An 18,256-nucleotide genomic window follows, 5' to 3' on the forward strand; every position below is an offset into this window, starting at 1 on the left:
TCAGACCCCCTTCGCCGCGGTACGGACCAGGACGAGGCCGCCGTTCGGACCGGGGATGGCTCCCTTGATGAGGAGCAGTCCCTTCTCCGCGTCAACAGCGTGAACGGTCAGGTTCTGTGTGGTGACCCGCTCGTTGCCCATACGGCCCGCCATACGCATGCCCTTGAACACACGGCCGGGGGTGGCACAGCCACCGATGGAACCGGGCGAGCGGTGCTTGCGCTGGACACCGTGTCCGGCGCCGAGGCCACGGAAGTTGTGGCGCTTCATGACACCGGCGAAGCCCTTGCCCTTGCTCTTGCCGGTCACGTCCACCTTGACGCCGGCCTCGAAGGTCTCGGCGGTGATCTCCTGGCCGAGGGTGTACTCGCTGGCGTCAGCGGTACGGATCTCGACGAGGTGGCGGCGGGGGGTGACGTCGGCCTTGGCGAAGTGACCCTTGAGGGGCTTGTTCACCTTGCGAGGGTCGATCTCGCCGAAGGCGATCTGGACCGACTCGTAGCCGTCGGAGTCATTCGTACGGACCTGGGTCACGACGTTCGGACCGGCCTTGACGACGGTGACGGGAACAACACGGTTGTTCTCGTCCCACACCTGCGTCATGCCGAGCTTCTCGCCCAGGATGCCCTTGATCTGCTTAGCCATTCTCAGATCACCGATCCCTAGAGCTTGATCTCGATGTCGACACCGGCCGGGAGGTCGAGTCGCATCAGGGAGTCAACGGTCTTGGGAGTCGGGTCGAGAATGTCGATCAGGCGCTTGTGCGTGCGCATCTCGAAGTGCTCGCGCGAGTCCTTGTACTTGTGCGGCGACTTGATGACGCAGTACACGTTCTTCTCAGTGGGCAGCGGCACCGGGCCCGCGACCGACGCACCAGTACGCGTCACCGTCTCGACGATCTTCTTCGCCGAGGAATCGATGACCTCGTGGTCGTAGGCCTTGAGCCGGATGCGGATCTTCTGTCCCGCCATGGCTACTCAGTAGTCCTTTGTCTAGTGAAACGCTCTGGAACCCGGGGGTTCGCGTCCCGTCCTCCGACCCACGCGGTCGGGTGTGTCGCGCTCCTGCCGCACAGATATCCGTTACGGATTTTCCCTGCGAGGGACGCGGCCCGCCCGAAAGCAACCGCTGGACCGGGGGCTGGAACACCCACCGGGTGCCTGGCCTGCACCCCGCTGACACTTCCCGAAAGATTCCCGTACGTCCGCCTCAGCGCTGCCTTACGGCAGTTGAGGCGACGAGTACTGTGGGACTCGCTTCCGGTCCTCCCGACGGGAGACGCGCAGCATCGGCACTCGACCGAGCAACTCCGACAGTCTGCCATACGGGGCATGGGCCTGGCCAATCGAGCCGAGGATCGTACCCCGAAGGTGACGCAGGTCAAACACAGGCTCGGTCCATCGGGCCCTGTTCCTGATCAAGCCGTGTTTCCGGCGTTGCGCAGCCGGGCGAAGGAGGTGTCGAGCCCCTTCTTCAGCAGCCGCGCCACGGGACGCTCCACGAAGCGGTGGACCAGGTAGCTCAGGACCAGGAAGCCGGCGATCACGGCGACGACCAGCAGCCGGGGGTCCATGGTGTCGTGCAGGCGGTTGATCAGCGCCGTACCGGCCGCGTAGTGCATCAGATAGAGCGGGTACGTCATGGTGCCGGCGGTGACGAGCCACTTCCAGCGGATCCGGTCGGTCATGCCGAGCGCGATACCAACCATGACCAGCAGGAACACCGTGAAGATCAGCACGGCACCGCGCCAACTGGAGACGTGCTCGACCGAGTCGATCCGGTGCCCCAGCTCCAGCTGACCCATCAGCCACGACATGGCGAGGATGCCCCACAGCAGCAGGTCCTGGCCGAAGCGGTGCATGAGGTAGAGGGCGAGCCCCGCGATGAAGTACCAGGCACCCTCGGGGTTGGCGACGAGCACCAGCAGGGGGAACTTGGACACCGGGGCGAGCATCGCCGCGGCACCCCACACGCAGCAGAAGATCACGACCCTGCGGTACGTCAGGCCGGCGGCGACGACGATCATGAAGAGCAGGTAGAAGCGCAGTTCCGCCCAGAGGGTCCAGTAGACGCCGTCGGCGTTGGCCACATCCGAACCGGACTGCAGCATCGTGAAGTTGAGCAGGATCTCCCGCAGCCGCAGTCGCTCCCACACCCCGGGTACGGCCACCAGGACGGCCGTGGTGAAGGCGATGGCGAACCAGTACGCCGGGTAGAGCCGGATCACCCGCGAGACGAAGAACTGCCGCGGGGTGCGCCCCCAGCACGACATGCAGATCACGAACCCGCTGATCACGAAGAAGATCTCGACGCCGATCCAGCCGTATGTGGCGACGCGGAACACGTTGGGCATGATGTCGGACACCGGACGGTCCCAGATGATGTTGCCCGGCTGGTTGCTCCGGTTCGTGCCGGCGAAGTGGTGCACGGCCACCATCAGCGCGGCGGCTATCCGGATGCCGTCGATGGCGTACAGCCGGGTGCCCGCCCGCTGCGCGCGAGCGGTGGCGGGCTTCCCCTCCCGGACGGGCGCGGGCGGCTGCACCAACCGCTCGGCCGCGGCGACACCGGTGCGCCAGTCCGACTCGGCGAGCGGGGGAAGCGGCTGTTTCAACCCACCCGCGCCCCGCACGGGTATCGCCGATTCGCCTGCCGCGCCGCGCATGAGCACCCACCCGCCATCACAAGGGAATCCGGAGCCGAACAGCCACCGGAACGGCTCAGGCTACGACCGTCACAACCACCCCACAGCGACCAGACAAGAACATTACTCACGCGCGAGACCCACAGTTGCCGAAACCGCCACCGAGACGCCGCACGGCGTTCCCCGATGCTTCACCTGGCGAAGGCGGAAGCTTCAACTCCGGGAGGCGGGCGCCTACTCGGGCCGGAGAGTCCAGACGGGTGAGCCCTGGGGCGGCAGCGGGCGGACCCGCAGCCGCGTGAAGTCGATGGCCGCGTCCGCGTGTACGTCTCCCGTCGGAAGCCGATCCCTTTCGTCGGGGTAGTAGTACGCGCCATGGGCCCAGAATTCCGGGCCCTCGTGACACATGAGGTCGGGGTAAGGCTCGATGTCCAGGCCCTGATACCTCTCATTGATCCTGGCCACCGCCTCGGCACGGGAAATCCCGAATCGTCCCACCATTTCGCTCGCCATCTCGCGAAAGTATCCGAGCATCCCTTCATCGAGACGCAGCAGGAACTCCGCGGTTCTCGCGTCACGGCCCCGCTTGGGCGGCCAGGACCAATCCCCGTCACCCATGCTGGATTCCTCCTGTCCCGTGCTGATGGCCGGCTCAGTCCCAGGGCAGGCGCTCCGGCTTGCGTTTCCACCACTCCCCGAGCTCGACCTCGGGCTTCTCCTTCGTGGGACGAACCCACGCGCGTAGAGAACGCTCCGAGTCCGGCACACTCGCGCCGCGGAAGCGCGCGTCCAGGCGCGCCAGCAACTGCCCGAGCGCGCCTTCTCGCACCTCCAACGGCATGGCGCGCATCGACTCCCCCAGCGCGTCCCGCGAATCGAGATCATTGCCGTAGGCGCTGATGGGATAGAAGTCCTCGCTCGACCACCCTGGTTCCATCCGGCGCACCACACGTTCCCAGGAGGCGACCCGGTCCGCCACCGAGTACACGGGCTCCGAAATCGACGCCCGTAGCCCCGGCGCGACCCGCGCCCGTTCCACCTCGAGACGTTCGGCGTCACACCGCGCGATCACCTCGAGCACCGTTCTGGTCAACTCCGCCCATGCGGCACCCGTTTCCGGCGCTGCCCAGAACAGGTCGTAGGACGCCCTCTTTCCGTCTCGCCGCGTCACGCGGTGCTCCTCCGCTCCCAAATCCAGGGGACACCGGCCACATACGGAACCCACCCGCTCACGGGCGGCGTCCGCGCAGGGCCCGCCAGGCATCGCCCACGGCATCCTCTGACCGCGTCCACCAGTACTCCAGTTTGTCCAGCACGGTGATACGCACCATCTGCCACTTGAACCACGGCGGCAGCTGCCGGAACGGCACAAAGGTCAGGGTGTCTCTGATGGCGTCGTCGGCGGTGCCAACGGGGCCCTCGGCGCGCAGCGCGGCGTACAGCTCTGGTGTCAACTCGCCGTTGAGCCGGGCCGCGGTGCCCGCCGCGGTGAACGCGAACCCGCGTTGAGCGATGTCCGGCAGCCGCATCGCCCGGACAATCCGAGGCGACGCCTCCTCCAGCGAACAGTTGAAGGCCAGCCCGATCACCGCCGTCCCAAGATGTCCCGCGCCGCGCTCGAACGCGGCGTCCACCTCGGCGGGGTCGTCGACACCCAGCAGACCCTCGCCACTTTCCCAGTCGTGTGGGGACGTCCGGCCCGTGGGAATCACGACTCCCAATACGGACGGCCGACGCGGATCCGGATCTGCCGGTCGCGGTCGACGTGCACCGCGACGACTCCCTCGACGACATCCCCGACCTCAGGCAACGGGACGGGCGGAGCATCGGGGTCGTTGATGGTGCCGTCCGGGTTGTACGACAGGAGGTCGATGAAGCCGTGAACTTCGGGAGCGTCCTCGAGTTCCAGGAAGACCCCGAAGTCGAACCGGTCCTTCACCCTTCCCCGAGCGGTGGACCCCACGGGGTACCTACGCTTGGCCTCTTCCCAGGATTCTTCTGTCATTACTTGTGCCGCACTCTCGGATTCGGAACATAGGTGCTGGGTTGGGGGCGGGGCGAGACCAAGGGGATCCGCGGTGAGGACCGTCTTCTACACAAACGGGTTCGTCGAGAACTCTGGGTGATCGCTCGGGAAGTCGTCAGGGAAGAATCGGATGTGGAGTTCTCCCGTGAGGATGTCCAGCACCACTCCCGTCGAACTGCGCGGCGAGCAGGCGAAAGCGAGCTGTCCGGCCTGGATGACGATTGTCGGCCAATGCTCAGGTTCTCCAGCGGGAATCCACAACAACGAGTCGCCGTTGTCGGTGCCTCCCCACTGGATGAGGTCCTGCGGTGTCACGCCATATCGGGTCAAGGCCTCGCGTAGATCAGGTGCAGCCTTGGCTCGGAGAATCGACTGCGTCACACCGGTAGTGGATTCGATGTCAAGGTTCACATTGTCCGCGCCCATCGCGAAGATCCACAGAAAATCGTCGAAGCATCCCGTGCCGTATGCGCGGACCAGATCGTAGTGGCTTTCGGGAATTTGTCTTGATGTTGGGACACCGCGCTCGCGGTGAGATGGACCGGGGTCCGCTGGAGGCGGGCAGAGCGCTGTCAGGCTCAGCAGATCGTCCGCACGGTTCACGTCGGTCATCCGGTCCGCACCTTTCTACATGTTGGGAAGTCGCGTGCTGAATGACCAGCCGAAGTCGTCCACGGCTTCGATGAGAACATGGCTGGGGACATTGCCTCCGTGAGCATATTCGGGAGTAACGCTCATGATGACCGTGTTTCCACTCGATCTCACATGACCGGCGATAAGGTCTTCGGCATCCGAGATCGGCCCGTTGTTCTGCGTCGTTCCCTGCGTGACGATGTTCCGCATGTCCCGTCCGTCGCCCCCGAACTGCTGCCCGATCAGGTGTCCCCGTGAATGACCGGCCGCACCGCCCTGGAAGCCCGCGGGAGCATGCCGGGCGCCTCGCCCTGGTGGACTGCCGATGAGGTTGTTGGCCGCGTCGTCCAGAGTCTGAGGAGTGACCTCCGCGTATGCGGGACCCCGCTGTCCGTTCGGGGCGATCTCGCTGTAGTACGGGCTCAGCCCAAGGGGGTCGACCCCGGTGTGTGGATTGTGCAGGTACGTAACCGGGTTCGGCGCCGGTGCCAGGCCGAGCGGGTCCGGCGTCAGGTAGCGGGCGGTCTCAGGGTCATAGTGGAGGTATCGCCAGAGCGTTCCGTCCGGTGTCGTCACCGAAGCCAGTCCTGGCGTGCTGGGCATCGCGGGTGGCCGCCCGGACCTTCGCCTCGTCCGGCTTCTCCGCACTCTTGCTGCCGGTCGGATCGTCCTTGTACTTGTCCGCTTCCTTACCGGCCTTCGTCACCCACGAATCAGCCGAGGACAGACGGGACTTGGCCGAAGTGAGATCGCTCTGGGCAGTACGGCCATCGGCCAGCGCCCGGTCGGCAAGGGCCTGCGCACGCTCCAGCTTCGGCCAGTACGCCGCCAGCGCACCCCCCGCCATGTCATAGGACGTCCTCAGCTTCTTCAGCTGCTTCGGCACACCCGAAAACTGATCCTGGAACGCCTTCGCCGACTTACCCGCCCACTGCAGGACCGCTTCCTCGTCCGCCATCCCCTTGATCAGACGCAGCGCGTCCCCCACGTCATCGGCGAAGTCGAGGAGGTTCTTGGACAGCAGGCGCACCCGGTCCGGATCACCCGGCGTCGGATCCCTCTCCAGATCCAGGACATGCCAGTCACTCGGCCGATTCCCCGCCACACCGCAACCCCCGTCACGCCCGCCCCACCAACAACCGTACGCATCAGCGAATTTACAGGAGGCGGGGGCGCCTGCCCTAGGTCAACGCTCAGAGGCGTACGAAACGCGCGGGTCGCGGCCATCTCGACGCACTCACTGCTGCTGTTGGCGCTGTCGCTGCAGCCGCTCTTGAACCAGCGGATCTCCGGGGTGGCTACCCGCACCTCCACCTGGAGCACCCCCACGCGACACCCGGCCCCCGCCGTCTGATGGTGGACCCATGGCAGAAGAGACCACCACCCTGACCGGCCAGCCCCCTCCCCCCGTACGGGACTGGCCGCCCCGTGAGCTGCACGCGACCGACTTCGACCCGGTGCTGGCGGAGCTGATGCGCGAAGGGCCGATGACCCGGATTCGCCTCCCCCATGGGGAGGGCTGGGCGTGGCTCGCCACCCGCCACGACGACGTCAAGATGATCACGAACGACCCGCGCTTCAGCCGCGCCGAGGTCGTCGACCGCCAAGTCACCCGGATCGCACCGCACTTCAAGCCCAAGCCGGGGTCGCTGGCGTTCGCCGACCAGCCCGACCACAACCGGCTGCGCAAGGCGGTGGCGGCCGCGTACACCGTGGGAGCGGTGAAGCGGCTGCGCCCGCGCGCGCAGGAGACGCTCGACGCCCTCGTCGACGGCGTGCTCCACGACGGTCCCCCCGCCGATCTCATCGAGCGGGTCCTCGAACCGTTCCCCATCTCCGTCGTCTGCGAGGTCATGGGCGTCCCCGTCGCCGACCGGGAGCAGATCCACGCCTGGACCCGGCAGATCATCTCGACCGCGGGCGGCGCCGAGGCGGCCGAGCGCGCCAAGGACGGCATGTACGGGTACATCGCGCAGGCCATCCGCGACCGAAGCCGGAGCGACAGCGAGGACGTGCTCTCGCTGCTCGGCGCCGCCGTCGGACGCGGTGACATCAGTGAGGCGGAGGCCATCGGCATCGCCGGCCCTCTCCAGATCGGCGGAGAGGCCGTCACCCACAACTGCGGCCAGATGCTCTACCTCATCCTGACCGACCCCGAGCTGCTCGACCGCGTGCGCTGCCAGGCCGAGTCGCGCCCCGCCGCCATCGACGAGCTCCTGCGCTTCATCCCGCACCGCACCTCGGTCGGGCTTGCGCGTATCGCTCTGGAGGACATCGACATCCAGGGCGTACGGATCAGCGCGGGCGACCCCGTCTACGTCTCCTACCTCGCCGCCAACCGCGACCCGGACGTCTTCCCCGACCCCGACCGCATCGACGTCGACAGGGACACGAGCGCGCATCTCGCCTTCGGCAACGGCCCCCACTTCTGCACGGGCGCCGTCCTCGCCCGTATGCAGACCGATCTCCTGATCAACACCCTGCTCGACCGCCTGCCAGGGCTGCAGCTCGCCGTGCCCGCCGACGAGGTCCTCTGGCGGCAGCGCACGATGATCCGCGGGCCGGTGACTCTGCCGGTCACCTGGTGACGGCCGGAGCATGGCAAAAGGGCCCGTACGACCGAAGTCGTACGGGCCCTTTCAGGAGCTCTTGAAGGAGCTACCAGGTCAGGCGATCGACAATTACTTGTTGATCGAGATGACCTGGCCGGCGCCCACGGTCCGGCCACCCTCACGGATGGCGAACTTCAGGCCCTCTTCCATGGCGACGGGCTGGATGAGGTCGACCGTCATCTCAGTGTTGTCGCCGGGCATGACCATCTCCGTGCCCTCGGGGAGGGTCACAACACCGGTCACGTCAGTCGTACGGAAGTAGAACTGGGGACGGTAGTTGTTGAAGAACGGCGTGTGACGGCCACCCTCGTCCTTGGACAGGATGTACGCCTGGGCCTCGAACGAGGTGTGGGGCGTGACCGAGCCGGGCTTGATGATGACCTGGCCGCGCTCGACGTCCTCGCGCTTGATGCCACGGAGGAGCAGACCGACGTTCTCACCGGCGCGACCCTCGTCGAGCAGCTTGCGGAACATCTCGATGCCGGTGACCGTGGTGGTGGTCTTCTCCTGCTTGATGCCCACGATGTCAACGGTCTCGTTGACCTTGAGGATGCCGCGCTCGATACGACCGGTGACGACGGTGCCACGACCGGTGATCGTGAAGACGTCCTCGATCGGCATCAGGAACGGCTTGTCGACGTCACGCTCGGGCTGCGGGATGTTCTCGTCGACGGCCTTCATCAGGTCGAGGACGGTCTGGCCCCACTCCTTGTCGCCCTCAAGGGCCTTGAGCGCCGAGACCTTGATGACCGGAAGGTCGTCGCCCGGGAACTCGTACTCGGAGAGCAGCTCACGAACCTCGAGCTCGACGAGCTCCAGGATCTCCTCGTCGTCCACCATGTCGGCCTTGTTCAGGGCGACAACGATGTACGGAACGCCGACCTGGCGGGCCAGGAGCACGTGCTCCTTGGTCTGCGGCATCGGGCCGTCGGTGGCCGCGACCACGAGGATGGCGCCGTCCATCTGCGCCGCACCCGTGATCATGTTCTTGATGTAGTCCGCGTGACCGGGGCAGTCGACGTGGGCGTAGTGACGCGTCTCGGTCTGGTACTCGACGTGCGCGATCGAGATCGTGATACCGCGCTGGCGCTCCTCAGGAGCCTTGTCGATCTGGTCGAAGGCCGAGGCCTCGTTCAGGTCCGGGTACGCGTCGTGCAGCACCTTGGTAATGGCGGCCGTGAGGGTCGTCTTACCGTGGTCGATGTGACCGATGGTGCCGATGTTGACGTGCGGCTTAGTCCGCTCGAACTTTGCCTTCGCCACTGGGGTCCTCCTGCGGAGTGGTTCTGGTACGCCTTACTCATCGGCGCCAGGTGATCTTTGCTGGGATGCCGCCCGCCGGGGTTTACCCTCCCGGGTCTACCCCGGCGGTCGGTGTCAAGCCTAAAGCGTGCAAACGGGGTGTGTTACTCGCCCTTGGCCTTCGCGATGATCTCCTCGGCGACGTTCCGGGGAACCTCGGCGTAGGAGTCGAACTGCATCGAGTAGCTTGCGCGACCCGAGGTCTTGCTGCGGAGGTCGCCGACGTAGCCGAACATCTCCGAGAGGGGCACGAGGCCCTTCACGAGGCGAGCGCCGTGACGCTCCTCCATGGCCTGGATCTGGCCACGGCGGGAGTTGATGTCACCGATGACATCGCCCATGGACTCCTCGGGCGTGGTGACCTCAACGGCCATCATCGGCTCGAGCAGAACGGGCGACGCCTTGCGCGCGGCCTCCTTGAAGGCCTGCGATCCGGCGATCTTGAAGGCGAGCTCCGAGGAGTCGACCTCGTGGTAGCCACCGTCGAGAAGAATGACGCGGACGCCAGTCATCTCGTAGCCCGCGAGGATGCCGAACTGCATGGCTTCCTGCGCACCCGCGTCGACCGAGGGGATGTACTCCCTCGGGATGCGGCCACCGGTGACCTTGTTCACGAACTCGTACGCCGGACCGTCGGCCTCGAGGATCGGCTCGATCGCGATCTGCACCTTGGCGAACTGACCGGTACCACCGGTCTGCTTCTTGTGGGTGTAGTCGTGACGCTCGACGGCCTTACGGATCGTCTCACGGTAAGCGACCTGCGGCTTGCCGACGTTGGCCTCGACCTTGAACTCGCGCTTCATACGGTCGACCAGCACCTCGAGGTGCAGCTCGCCCATACCACCGAGGATGGTCTGGCCGGTCTCCTCGTCCGAGTGAACGTGGAAGGAGGGGTCCTCCTCCGCGAGACTCTGGATGGCGACACCCAGCTTCTCCTGGTCACCCTTGGACTTGGGCTCGATGGCGACCTGGATGACCGGCGCCGGGAAGTCCATGGACTCCAGGATCACCGGGTTCTTGTCATCGCAGAGCGTCTCACCGGTCGTGGTCTGCTTCAGACCCATCACGGCGACGATGTCGCCGGCGCCCACCGACTCGATCTCCTCACGCTTGTTCGCGTGCATGCGGTAGATCTTGCCGATGCGCTCCTTCTTGCCCTTGACGGAGTTCAGCACCGCGGTGCCGGTCTCCAGGCGGCCCGAGTAAACCCGGACGAAGGTGAGCTTGCCCAGGTGCGGATCGCGCATGATCTTGAACGCGAGCGCGGACAGCGGCTCGTCCACGGACGGCTTGCGCTGGACGACGACCTCGGGGTCCTTCACGTCGTGGCCCTCGATGGCCTCGACGTCAAGCGGGGTCGGCAGGTAGCGCACGACCGCGTCGAGCAGGGGCTGAACGCCCTTGTTCTTGAACGCGGTACCACAGAACACCGGGGTGACCGTGACGCCGTCGGACTTGCCGGACGCGATGGTGACGCGACGGATCGCGGCGTACAGCTGCTCCTCCGTGGGCTCCTGGCCCTCCAGGAACAGCTCCATGATCTCGTCGTCGTGCTCCGCGACGGTCTCGACCAGCTTGCCGCGGTACTCCTCGGCAGCCTCGGCGTGCGTGGCGGGGATGTCGACGACGTCGTACATCTCGCCCTTCTCCGCCTCGGCGGACCACACGAGCGCCTTCATGCGGACCAGGTCCACAACGCCCTTGAAGTCCATCTCGGCACCGATCGGCAGCTGCATGATGATCGGAACGGCGCCGAGCCGGTCCTTGATCATGTCCACACAGCGGTGGAACTCGGCGCCGGTACGGTCCAGCTTGTTCACGAAGCAGATGCGCGGCACGCCGTAACGGTCGGCCTGACGCCACACCGTCTCGGACTGCGGCTCGACACCGGCGACACCGTCGAACACCGTGACGGCACCGTCGAGGACGCGGAGCGAACGCTCCACCTCGACCGTGAAGTCGACGTGCCCGGGGGTGTCGATGATGTTGATCGTGTAGTCGTTGTCCTCAAGCGGCCAGTGACAGGTGGTGGCAGCAGAGGTGATCGTGATGCCACGCTCCTGCTCCTGCTCCATCCAGTCCATGGTGGCAGCGCCGTCGTGGACTTCACCGATCTTGTAGCTGACGCCGGTGTAGAAGAGGATCCGCTCGGTGGTGGTCGTCTTGCCCGCGTCGATGTGAGCCATGATCCCGATGTTGCGGACCCTGGCCAGGTCAAGTGAAGTGGTAGCCATAAGGCTTCGGTCTTCTCTCGGTCTCGATGTGGGTAGCGACTACCAGCGGTAGTGCGCGAAGGCCTTGTTGGACTCGGCCATCTTGTGGGTGTCCTCGCGCTTCTTCACAGCGGCACCGAGGCCGTTGGAGGCGTCGAGAAGCTCGTTGAGCAGACGCTCGGTCATGGTCTTCTCGCGACGGGCGCGGGAGTAACCGACGAGCCAGCGCAGCGCGAGCGTGCTGGCGCGACCGGGCTTGACCTCGATCGGCACCTGGTACGTCGCACCGCCGACTCGGCGGGACTTGACCTCGAGGGTCGGCTTGATGTTCTCCAGAGCGCGCTTGAGCGTGATGACCGGGTCGTTGCCGGTCTTCTCGCGCAGGCCCTCCATGGCGCCGTAGACGATGCGCTCGGCAGTGGAGCGCTTGCCGTTCATCAGCACCTTGTTGATGAGGGAGGTCACCAGAGGGGAACCGTAGACCGGGTCGATGATGACCGGGCGCTTCGGGGCGGGGCCCTTACGAGGCATTTCTACTTCTCCTTCTTGGCGCCGTAGCGGCTGCGGGCCTGCTTGCGGTTCTTGACACCCTGGGTGTCAAGCGAACCGCGGATGATCTTGTAGCGAACACCGGGCAGGTCCTTCACACGGCCGCCGCGCACGAGCACGATCGAGTGCTCCTGCAGGTTGTGTCCCTCACCCGGAATGTAAGCGGTGACCTCGATCCCGCTGGTCAGACGCACGCGCGCGACCTTACGCAGGGCCGAGTTCGGCTTCTTCGGGGTGGTCGTGAACACACGCGTGCAGACGCCGCGACGCTGGGGCGAACCCTCGAGTGCGGGCGTCTTGTTCTTCTCGACCTTGTCCTGCCGGCCCTTCCGGACCAGCTGCTGGATCGTAGGCACTACTTCTCCGGTTTCTGTGTGCCGAATGGTGGAGCTAACCTGGAACATCGCCGACCCACGCGGTCGGGTGTGTCGAAGCCTGCAGACTTCCGCCGAGAGGCGAAAAGGGCGCAGATTTACGGTGGCCGCTTACGACTTCCCCTGCGGTTCGAAGGCACGCACGGGAGCCAGGGCACACCCCAGGCACAAGGCTTGAGCGTACCTACCTCATTCGCTGTGGTCAAAACAAATGCCGAGCGGCCGACACACCAGGGGTTCCGACCGGGTCCCGACACGGATGTGCAAGTCTGTCGCGATCTTCAGTACAGACAGTTCACAACCGCCGGGACAGTGAGTCACGCTCTGGGTCCGGCGGTCGGACGGGGGGAACCGTCATGAGCACGATTTCCGACGACACGGCAATCGATTCTGACATACCGGACACGCGGCGAAAGTGGTGGGAACGGCCGGAGTGGCGGGCCTGGCGTCCCCGAATACCCGGCGGCGGCCGCGGCCGCCTCGCGCTGCCGGCAGGAGTGCGACCGTACGCCGCCCCGCTGATCCTCTACGGGGTCACCAAGCTCGTAGGGCTCGGCGTCTTCGCCTGGCTGCTGGAGAGCGCCGGCGAGTACCACAAGAAGAAGCCGCGCTTCGGCGGCGGCGCCCACTGGTGGGACGTACTCGGCAGCTGGGACGGCTGGTGGTACCTCCAGGTCGCCGAGAAGGGCTACGAACCCCGCCCGCTGGAGCGGCTCGACCCCGGCGGCATGTTCACGGTCAAGCAGAACTCGGTCGCCTTCTTCCCGCTCTACCCCGGCATGATCCGGACGGTGTCCGAGATCACCGGCCTCGGCCTGTTCGGGTCCGGCCTCCTGGTCTCGGTCCTGGCGTCGTTCGTCGCCGCCGCCGGCATCTACGCCGTGATCTCGCTGCTCGCGGGGGCCCGCGCGGGCACGATCGCCGCCGGGCTGTGGGCGGTGGCGCCCGGCGCGGGCGTCGAGTGGGCGGTGTACTCGGAGTCCGTGTTCGTGGCGATCGCCGCCTGGACCTGCCACTGCGTGATGAAACGCCGCTGGGTGGCCGCCGGGCTGCTCGCCTTCCTGGCCGGGCTCAACCGCCCCACGTCCGCCGCGCTCATCGGTGCCGTGGGGCTGGCCGCACTGGTGACGCTGGCGCGGCGGGAGAGCAGACGGGAACACGGGGTCGCGGGCCCGGTGTACGCCATGTTCGCCGCGCCGCTCGGCCTGCTCACGTACATCACCTGGGTCGGCCTCAGCATGGGCGACCTCACGGCCTACTTCACGCTCCAGCGGGACGGGTGGGCCCACTACTTCGACTTCGGCGACTACACCCTCGACGTCCTGCGCAACACGGCGGTCGGCAAGCACGACTACATCTTCGCCTTCTCCGTCCCGGACCTGCTCGCCGTACAGCTGGTACTGGCCCTGCCCTTCCTGATCGCCCTGATGCTCCGCAAACGACCACCCCTGGTACTCATCGCCTACACCCTGGCCGGCATCGTCTCCGTACTGGGCACCCAGCAGATGTTCGGCAACACCTCCCGCTACCTGCTCCCCTGCTTCCCGCTACTCCTCGCCCCGGCAGCGGCCATGAGCCGCCTGAAGCTCCCGAGCCTGGCGGTGTTCTTCACGACCGCGGCGGTGGCGTCGGGGTGGTACGCGCATTACGTGATCTTCGAGTTGGGGATTCCGTAGGGGTTCCGCGGGCGCGACGGGCCGCAAGACGGCTCCGAGAGACCATCGGCACCGCCTCGGCCACCCCCAGGCACAGTCCTGAGCGGCGCTGAAGGGCCCGTACAGCTCCTGAACCTACGGACGCGACCAAACGAACGTGCTCCGGGCCGGAAAGGCGCGTGAGCGGGCCGGAGCCGGACACGCCGAAGGGCGGCCACCCCGTACGAAACGGAGTGGCCGCCCTTCAGCAGACGTACGCCTTACTGGTTGTACGGACCGTAGTCGTAGTCCTCCAGCGGAACGGCCTGGCCGGAGCCCGTGCCGAACGGCGAGTAGTCGATGTCGTCGTAGCCGACGGCCGAGTACATCGCGGCCTTGGCTTCCTCGGTCGGCTCGACCCGGATGTTGCGGTAGCGGGACAGACCCGTACCGGCCGGGATGAGCTTACCGATGATGACGTTCTCCTTGAGGCCGATCAGGGAGTCGGACTTGGCGTTGATCGCCGCGTCCGTCAGAACCCTGGTCGTCTCCTGGAAGGACGCCGCCGACAGCCACGACTCGGTGGCGAGCGAGGCCTTGGTGATACCCATCAGCTGCGGACGGCCGGAGGCCGGGTGGCCGCCTTCCTGGACCACACGACGGTTCTCGGTCTCGAACTTCGAACGCTCGACCAGCTCGCCGGGCAGCAGCTCCGCGTCGCCCGACTCGATGATCGTCACACGGCGCAGCATCTGCCGGATGATGATCTCGATGTGCTTGTCGTGGATCGACACACCCTGCGAGTTGTAGACCTTCTGGACTTCGCCGACCAGGTGGACCTGGACCGCGCGCTGACCGAGGATCCGCAGCACGTCGTGCGGGTTGGTGGCACCGAAGGTCAGCTTCTGGCCGACCTCGACGTGGTCACCCTCACGCACCATGACCTTGGCACGCTTCGAGATCGGGAACGCCGTCTCGTCGCTGCCGTCGTCCGGGGTGACGACGATCTTCTTGGTCTTCTCGGTCTCCTCGATACGGATGCGGCCAGCCGCCTCCGAGATCGGGGCGACACCCTTGGGCGTACGAGCCTCGAAGAGCTCGACGACACGGGGCAGACCCTGGGTGATGTCGTCACCGGCCACACCACCGGTGTGGAAGGTACGCATCGTCAGCTGCGTGCCGGGCTCACCGATGGACTGGGCGGCGATGATGCCGACCGCCTCACCGATGTCGACCAGCTTGCCGGTGGCCAGCGAACGGCCGTAGCACATGGCGCAGGTACCGACGGCGGACTCGCAGGTCAGGACCGAGCGGGTCTTGACCTCCTCGATGCCGTGCTTGACGACCTCGGCGATGAGGACGTCACCCAGGTCGGTGTTGGCCGGGGCCAGCACCACACCGTCGACGACGATGTCCTCGGCCAGCGCACGTGCGTACACGCTGGTCTCGACGTTCTCCGCCATGCGCAGCACGCCGTCCGCGCCGCGCTCCGCGATCTTCAGCTTGAGGCCACGGTCGGTGCCGCAGTCCTCCTCGCGGATGATGACGTCCTGCGACACGTCCACCAGACGACGGGTCAGGTAACCCGAGTCGGCGGTACGCAGGGCGGTGTCGGCCAGACCCTTACGGGCACCGTGCGTGGAGATGAAGTACTCGAGGACGGACAGGCCCTCACGGAACGAGGCCTTGATCGGACGCGGGATGGTCTCGTTCTTCGCGTTCGACACCAGACCACGCATACCGGCGATCTGACGCATCTGCATCATGTTTCCTCGGGCACCCGAGTCAACCATCATGAAGATGGGGTTCGTCTTGGGGAAGTTCGCGTTCATCGCCTCGGCAACCTCGTTGGTCGCCTTGGTCCAGATCGCGATGAGCTCCTGCGTGCGCTCGTCCTTGGTGATCAGACCGCGCTCGTACTGCTTCTGGACCTTCTCGTCCTGCGCCTCGTAACCCTTGACGATCTCGACCTTCGCCTCAGGAACGACGATGTCGGAGATGGCCACGGTGACGCCGGAGCGGGTCGCCCAGAAGAAGCCGGCCGCCTTCAGGTTGTCGAGCGTCGCCGCCACGATGACCTTGGGGTAGCGCTCGGCGAGGTCGTTGACGATCTCGGAGAGCTGCTTCTTGCCCACCGAGTAGTCGACGAACGGGTAGTCCTCGGGCAGCAGCTCGTTGAAGAGCGCGCGGCCCAGAGTCGTACGGAGGCGGAAGGTGTCACCCTGCTGCCACTCCGGCTCGCCCTCTTCGCGTACCGGCGGCACCCAGCCACGCGGCGGGATGGTGCCCACCGGGAAGCGGATGTCGACGGCCGACTGGAGCGCGAGCTCGCCGTTGTCGAACGCCATGATCGCCTCGGCCGTGGAGCCGAAGGACCGGCCCTCGCCCTTGACGTCACGCAGCTCACCGTCGGTGGTGAGGAAGAACAGACCAAGAACCATGTCCTGGGTCGGCATGGTGACGGGACGACCGTCGGCCGGCTTCAGGATGTTGTTCGAGGACAGCATCAGGATGCGGGCCTCGGCCTGCGCCTCCGCGGAGAGCGGCAGGTGCACGGCCATCTGGTCACCGTCGAAGTCCGCGTTGAACGCGGTGCAGACGAGCGGGTGGATCTGGATGGCCTTGCCCTCGACCAGCTGCGGCTCGAAGGCCTGGATGCCGAGGCGGTGCAGCGTCGGCGCACGGTTCAGCAGAACCGGGTGCTCGGCGATGACCTCTTCCAGGACGTCGTACACGACCGTGCGGCCGCGCTCGACCATGCGCTTGGCGCTCTTGATGTTCTGCGCGTGGTTCAGGTCGACCAGGCGCTTCATCACGAACGGCTTGAAGAGCTCCAGTGCCATGGCCTTGGGCAGACCACACTGGTGCAGCTTCAGCTGCGGACCGACGACGATCACGGAACGCGCGGAGTAGTCCACACGCTTGCCGAGCAGGTTCTGACGGAAACGACCCTGCTTGCCCTTGAGCATGTCGCTCAGGGACTTCAGCGGGCGGTTACCCGGACCGGTGACCGGACGGCCACGACGACCGTTGTCGAACAGCGCGTCGACGGCCTCCTGAAGCATGCGCTTCTCGTTGTTCACGATGATCTCGGGGGCACCGAGGTCAAGGAGTCGCTTCAGACGGTTGTTGCGGTTGATCACGCGGCGGTACAGGTCGTTCAGGTCGGAGGTCGCGAAGCGGCCACCGTCCAGCTGCACCATCGGACGCAGGTCCGGCGGGATGACCGGCACGCAGTCGAGGACCATGCCCTTGGGGCTGTTGGAGGTCTGCAGGAAGGCAGACACGACCTTCAGCCGCTTCAGCGCACGGGTCTTCTTCTGGCCCTTGCCAGTACGGATGATCTCGCGAAGCCGCTCGGCCTCTTCGTCCAGGTCGAAGGACTCCAGGCGCTTCTGCAGCGCCGCGGCACCCATCGAGCCGTCGAAGTACGTGCCGAAGCGGTCACGCAGCTCGCGGTAGAGGAGCTCGTCGCCCTCGAGGTCCTGGACCTTGAGGTTCTTGAACCGGGTCCACACCTCGTCGAGACGGTCGATCTCGCGCTGCGCACGGTCACGCAGCTGCTTCATCTCACGCTCGGCACCTTCGCGCACCTTGCGGCGTACGTCGGCCTTGGCGCCCTCGGCCTCGAGCTCGGCCAGGTCGGTCTCGAGCTTCTTGGCGCGGGCCTCCAGGTCGGAGTCGCGACGGTTCTCGACCTGCTGACGCTCGACGGAGACGTGCGCCTCCAGCGAGGGCAGGTCGCGGGTGCGACGCTCGTCATCGACGTACGTGATCATGTACGCCGCGAAGTAGATGACCTTCTCGAGGTCCTTCGGGGCGAGGTCGAGCAGGTAGCCGAGGCGCGACGGGACGCCCTTGAAGTACCAGATGTGGGTAACGGGCGCGGCCAGTTCGATGTGGCCCATCCGCTCACGACGCACCTTGGCGCGAGTGACCTCGACGCCGCAGCGCTCGCAGATGATGCCCTTGAAGCGGACACGCTTGTACTTACCGCAGTAGCACTCCCAGTCCCGGGTCGGACCGAAGATCTTCTCGCAGAAGAGTCCGTCCTTTTCGGGCTTGAGGGTGCGGTAGTTGATGGTCTCTGGCTTCTTGACCTCGCCGTGGCTCCACTGACGGATGTCGTCAGCGGTGGCCAGACCGATCCGGAGCTCATCGAAGAAGTTGACGTCGAGCACTATGCGTCAATCCCTCTCAGGGTTGTAAGTCATGGGGTCTGAAACGGGGGTCCTGGGGCCGGCCGGGGGCTCATGGATTTTCATCGCT

Annotated in this window: 16 protein-coding genes and 1 pseudogene; 2 read left to right on the forward strand and 15 right to left on the reverse strand. The window is 66.1% G+C overall.

What is annotated here, in order from left to right; all coding sequences use genetic code 11:
- The 10 genes and pseudogenes from rplC to OG266_RS17710 form a co-directional block, all read right to left on the reverse strand.
- Window positions 1-645 (reverse strand): 50S ribosomal protein L3, encoded by a 645-nt coding sequence (rplC, locus tag OG266_RS17665; RefSeq protein ID WP_266456024.1) that lies wholly within the window; start codon window positions 643-645, stop codon window positions 1-3.
- Window positions 646-662: 17 nt separating this feature from the next.
- On the reverse strand, window positions 663-971 hold the full coding sequence (gene rpsJ, locus OG266_RS17670) for a 30S ribosomal protein S10 (protein WP_003948644.1): 309 nt from the start codon (window positions 969-971) through the stop codon (window positions 663-665).
- Window positions 972-1,417: 446 nt separating this feature from the next.
- Window positions 1,418-2,665, reverse strand: coding sequence for an acyltransferase family protein (locus OG266_RS17675; RefSeq protein ID WP_371546747.1), 1,248 nt, complete (start codon window positions 2,663-2,665; stop codon window positions 1,418-1,420).
- Between the two features lie 213 nt (window positions 2,666-2,878).
- Complete coding sequence (locus tag OG266_RS17680) at window positions 2,879-3,262, reverse strand: hypothetical protein (protein ID WP_371546749.1); 384 nt, start codon at window positions 3,260-3,262, stop codon at window positions 2,879-2,881.
- Window positions 3,263-3,296: 34 nt separating this feature from the next.
- Complete coding sequence (locus OG266_RS17685; protein WP_371546751.1) at window positions 3,297-3,815, reverse strand: hypothetical protein; 519 nt, start codon at window positions 3,813-3,815, stop codon at window positions 3,297-3,299.
- Window positions 3,816-3,873: 58 nt separating this feature from the next.
- Entirely contained in the window at window positions 3,874-4,356 is a 483-nt protein-coding gene (locus OG266_RS17690; RefSeq protein ID WP_371546753.1) for a hypothetical protein, read from the reverse strand.
- Window positions 4,353-4,583, reverse strand: a complete 231-nt coding sequence (locus OG266_RS17695; RefSeq protein WP_371546756.1) for a hypothetical protein — start codon at window positions 4,581-4,583, stop codon at window positions 4,353-4,355. The genes OG266_RS17690 and OG266_RS17695 overlap by 4 nt, the downstream gene beginning before the upstream one ends.
- A 153-nt stretch (window positions 4,584-4,736) precedes the next feature.
- Window positions 4,737-5,282, reverse strand: a complete 546-nt coding sequence (locus OG266_RS17700) for a hypothetical protein (protein WP_371546758.1) — start codon at window positions 5,280-5,282, stop codon at window positions 4,737-4,739.
- A gap of 15 nt (window positions 5,283-5,297) precedes the next feature.
- The gene (locus OG266_RS17705) at window positions 5,298-5,879 is read right to left on the reverse strand and encodes a DNA/RNA non-specific endonuclease (RefSeq protein WP_371546760.1); all 582 of its coding nucleotides are present in this window, start codon (window positions 5,877-5,879) and stop codon (window positions 5,298-5,300) included.
- Between the two features lie 7 nt (window positions 5,880-5,886).
- Window positions 5,887-6,408, reverse strand: a pseudogene (locus OG266_RS17710) (putative T7SS-secreted protein); the annotation flags it as partial.
- Between the two features lie 259 nt (window positions 6,409-6,667).
- On the opposite strand from OG266_RS17710, the gene OG266_RS17715 reads away from it, so the two are divergent.
- Entirely contained in the window at window positions 6,668-7,891 is a 1,224-nt protein-coding gene (locus OG266_RS17715; protein WP_371546762.1) for a cytochrome P450, read from the forward strand.
- A gap of 93 nt (window positions 7,892-7,984) precedes the next feature.
- On the opposite strand, the gene tuf is transcribed toward OG266_RS17715, so the two are convergent.
- The 4 genes from tuf to rpsL all read right to left on the reverse strand — a co-directional run bounded on the left by tuf (window position 7,985) and on the right by rpsL (window position 12,335).
- A complete protein-coding gene (gene tuf, locus OG266_RS17720; protein ID WP_266456038.1) occupies window positions 7,985-9,178 on the reverse strand; it encodes an elongation factor Tu in 1,194 nt (397 codons plus the stop codon).
- A 143-nt stretch (window positions 9,179-9,321) separates the two neighbouring features.
- Window positions 9,322-11,451: an elongation factor G gene (gene fusA, locus OG266_RS17725; protein WP_371546765.1), complete on the reverse strand. Its 2,130-nt coding sequence runs from the start codon at window positions 11,449-11,451 to the stop codon at window positions 9,322-9,324.
- Between the two features lie 39 nt (window positions 11,452-11,490).
- Window positions 11,491-11,961 carry a 30S ribosomal protein S7 gene (rpsG, locus tag OG266_RS17730; protein ID WP_055517367.1) on the reverse strand — a complete coding sequence of 157 codons (471 nt, stop codon included), beginning with the start codon at window positions 11,959-11,961 and terminating at the stop codon, window positions 11,491-11,493.
- 2 nt (window positions 11,962-11,963) lie between these two features.
- Window positions 11,964-12,335 (reverse strand): 30S ribosomal protein S12, encoded by a 372-nt coding sequence (rpsL, locus tag OG266_RS17735; RefSeq protein WP_003948652.1) that lies wholly within the window; start codon window positions 12,333-12,335, stop codon window positions 11,964-11,966.
- Window positions 12,336-12,709: 374 nt separating this feature from the next.
- On the opposite strand from rpsL, the gene OG266_RS17740 reads away from it, so the two are divergent.
- Window positions 12,710-14,029 (forward strand): hypothetical protein, encoded by a 1,320-nt coding sequence (locus tag OG266_RS17740; protein ID WP_371546767.1) that lies wholly within the window; start codon window positions 12,710-12,712, stop codon window positions 14,027-14,029.
- Window positions 14,030-14,268: 239 nt separating this feature from the next.
- Here the strand turns inward: OG266_RS17740 and OG266_RS17745 are convergent, their stop codons facing one another.
- Window positions 14,269-18,168, reverse strand: coding sequence for a DNA-directed RNA polymerase subunit beta' (locus OG266_RS17745; RefSeq protein ID WP_266456075.1), 3,900 nt, complete (start codon window positions 18,166-18,168; stop codon window positions 14,269-14,271).
- Window positions 18,169-18,256: the final 88 nt, after the last annotated feature.

Source organism: Streptomyces sp. NBC_00554, assembly GCF_041431135.1.
Lineage (GTDB): Bacteria > Actinomycetota > Actinomycetes > Streptomycetales > Streptomycetaceae > Streptomyces.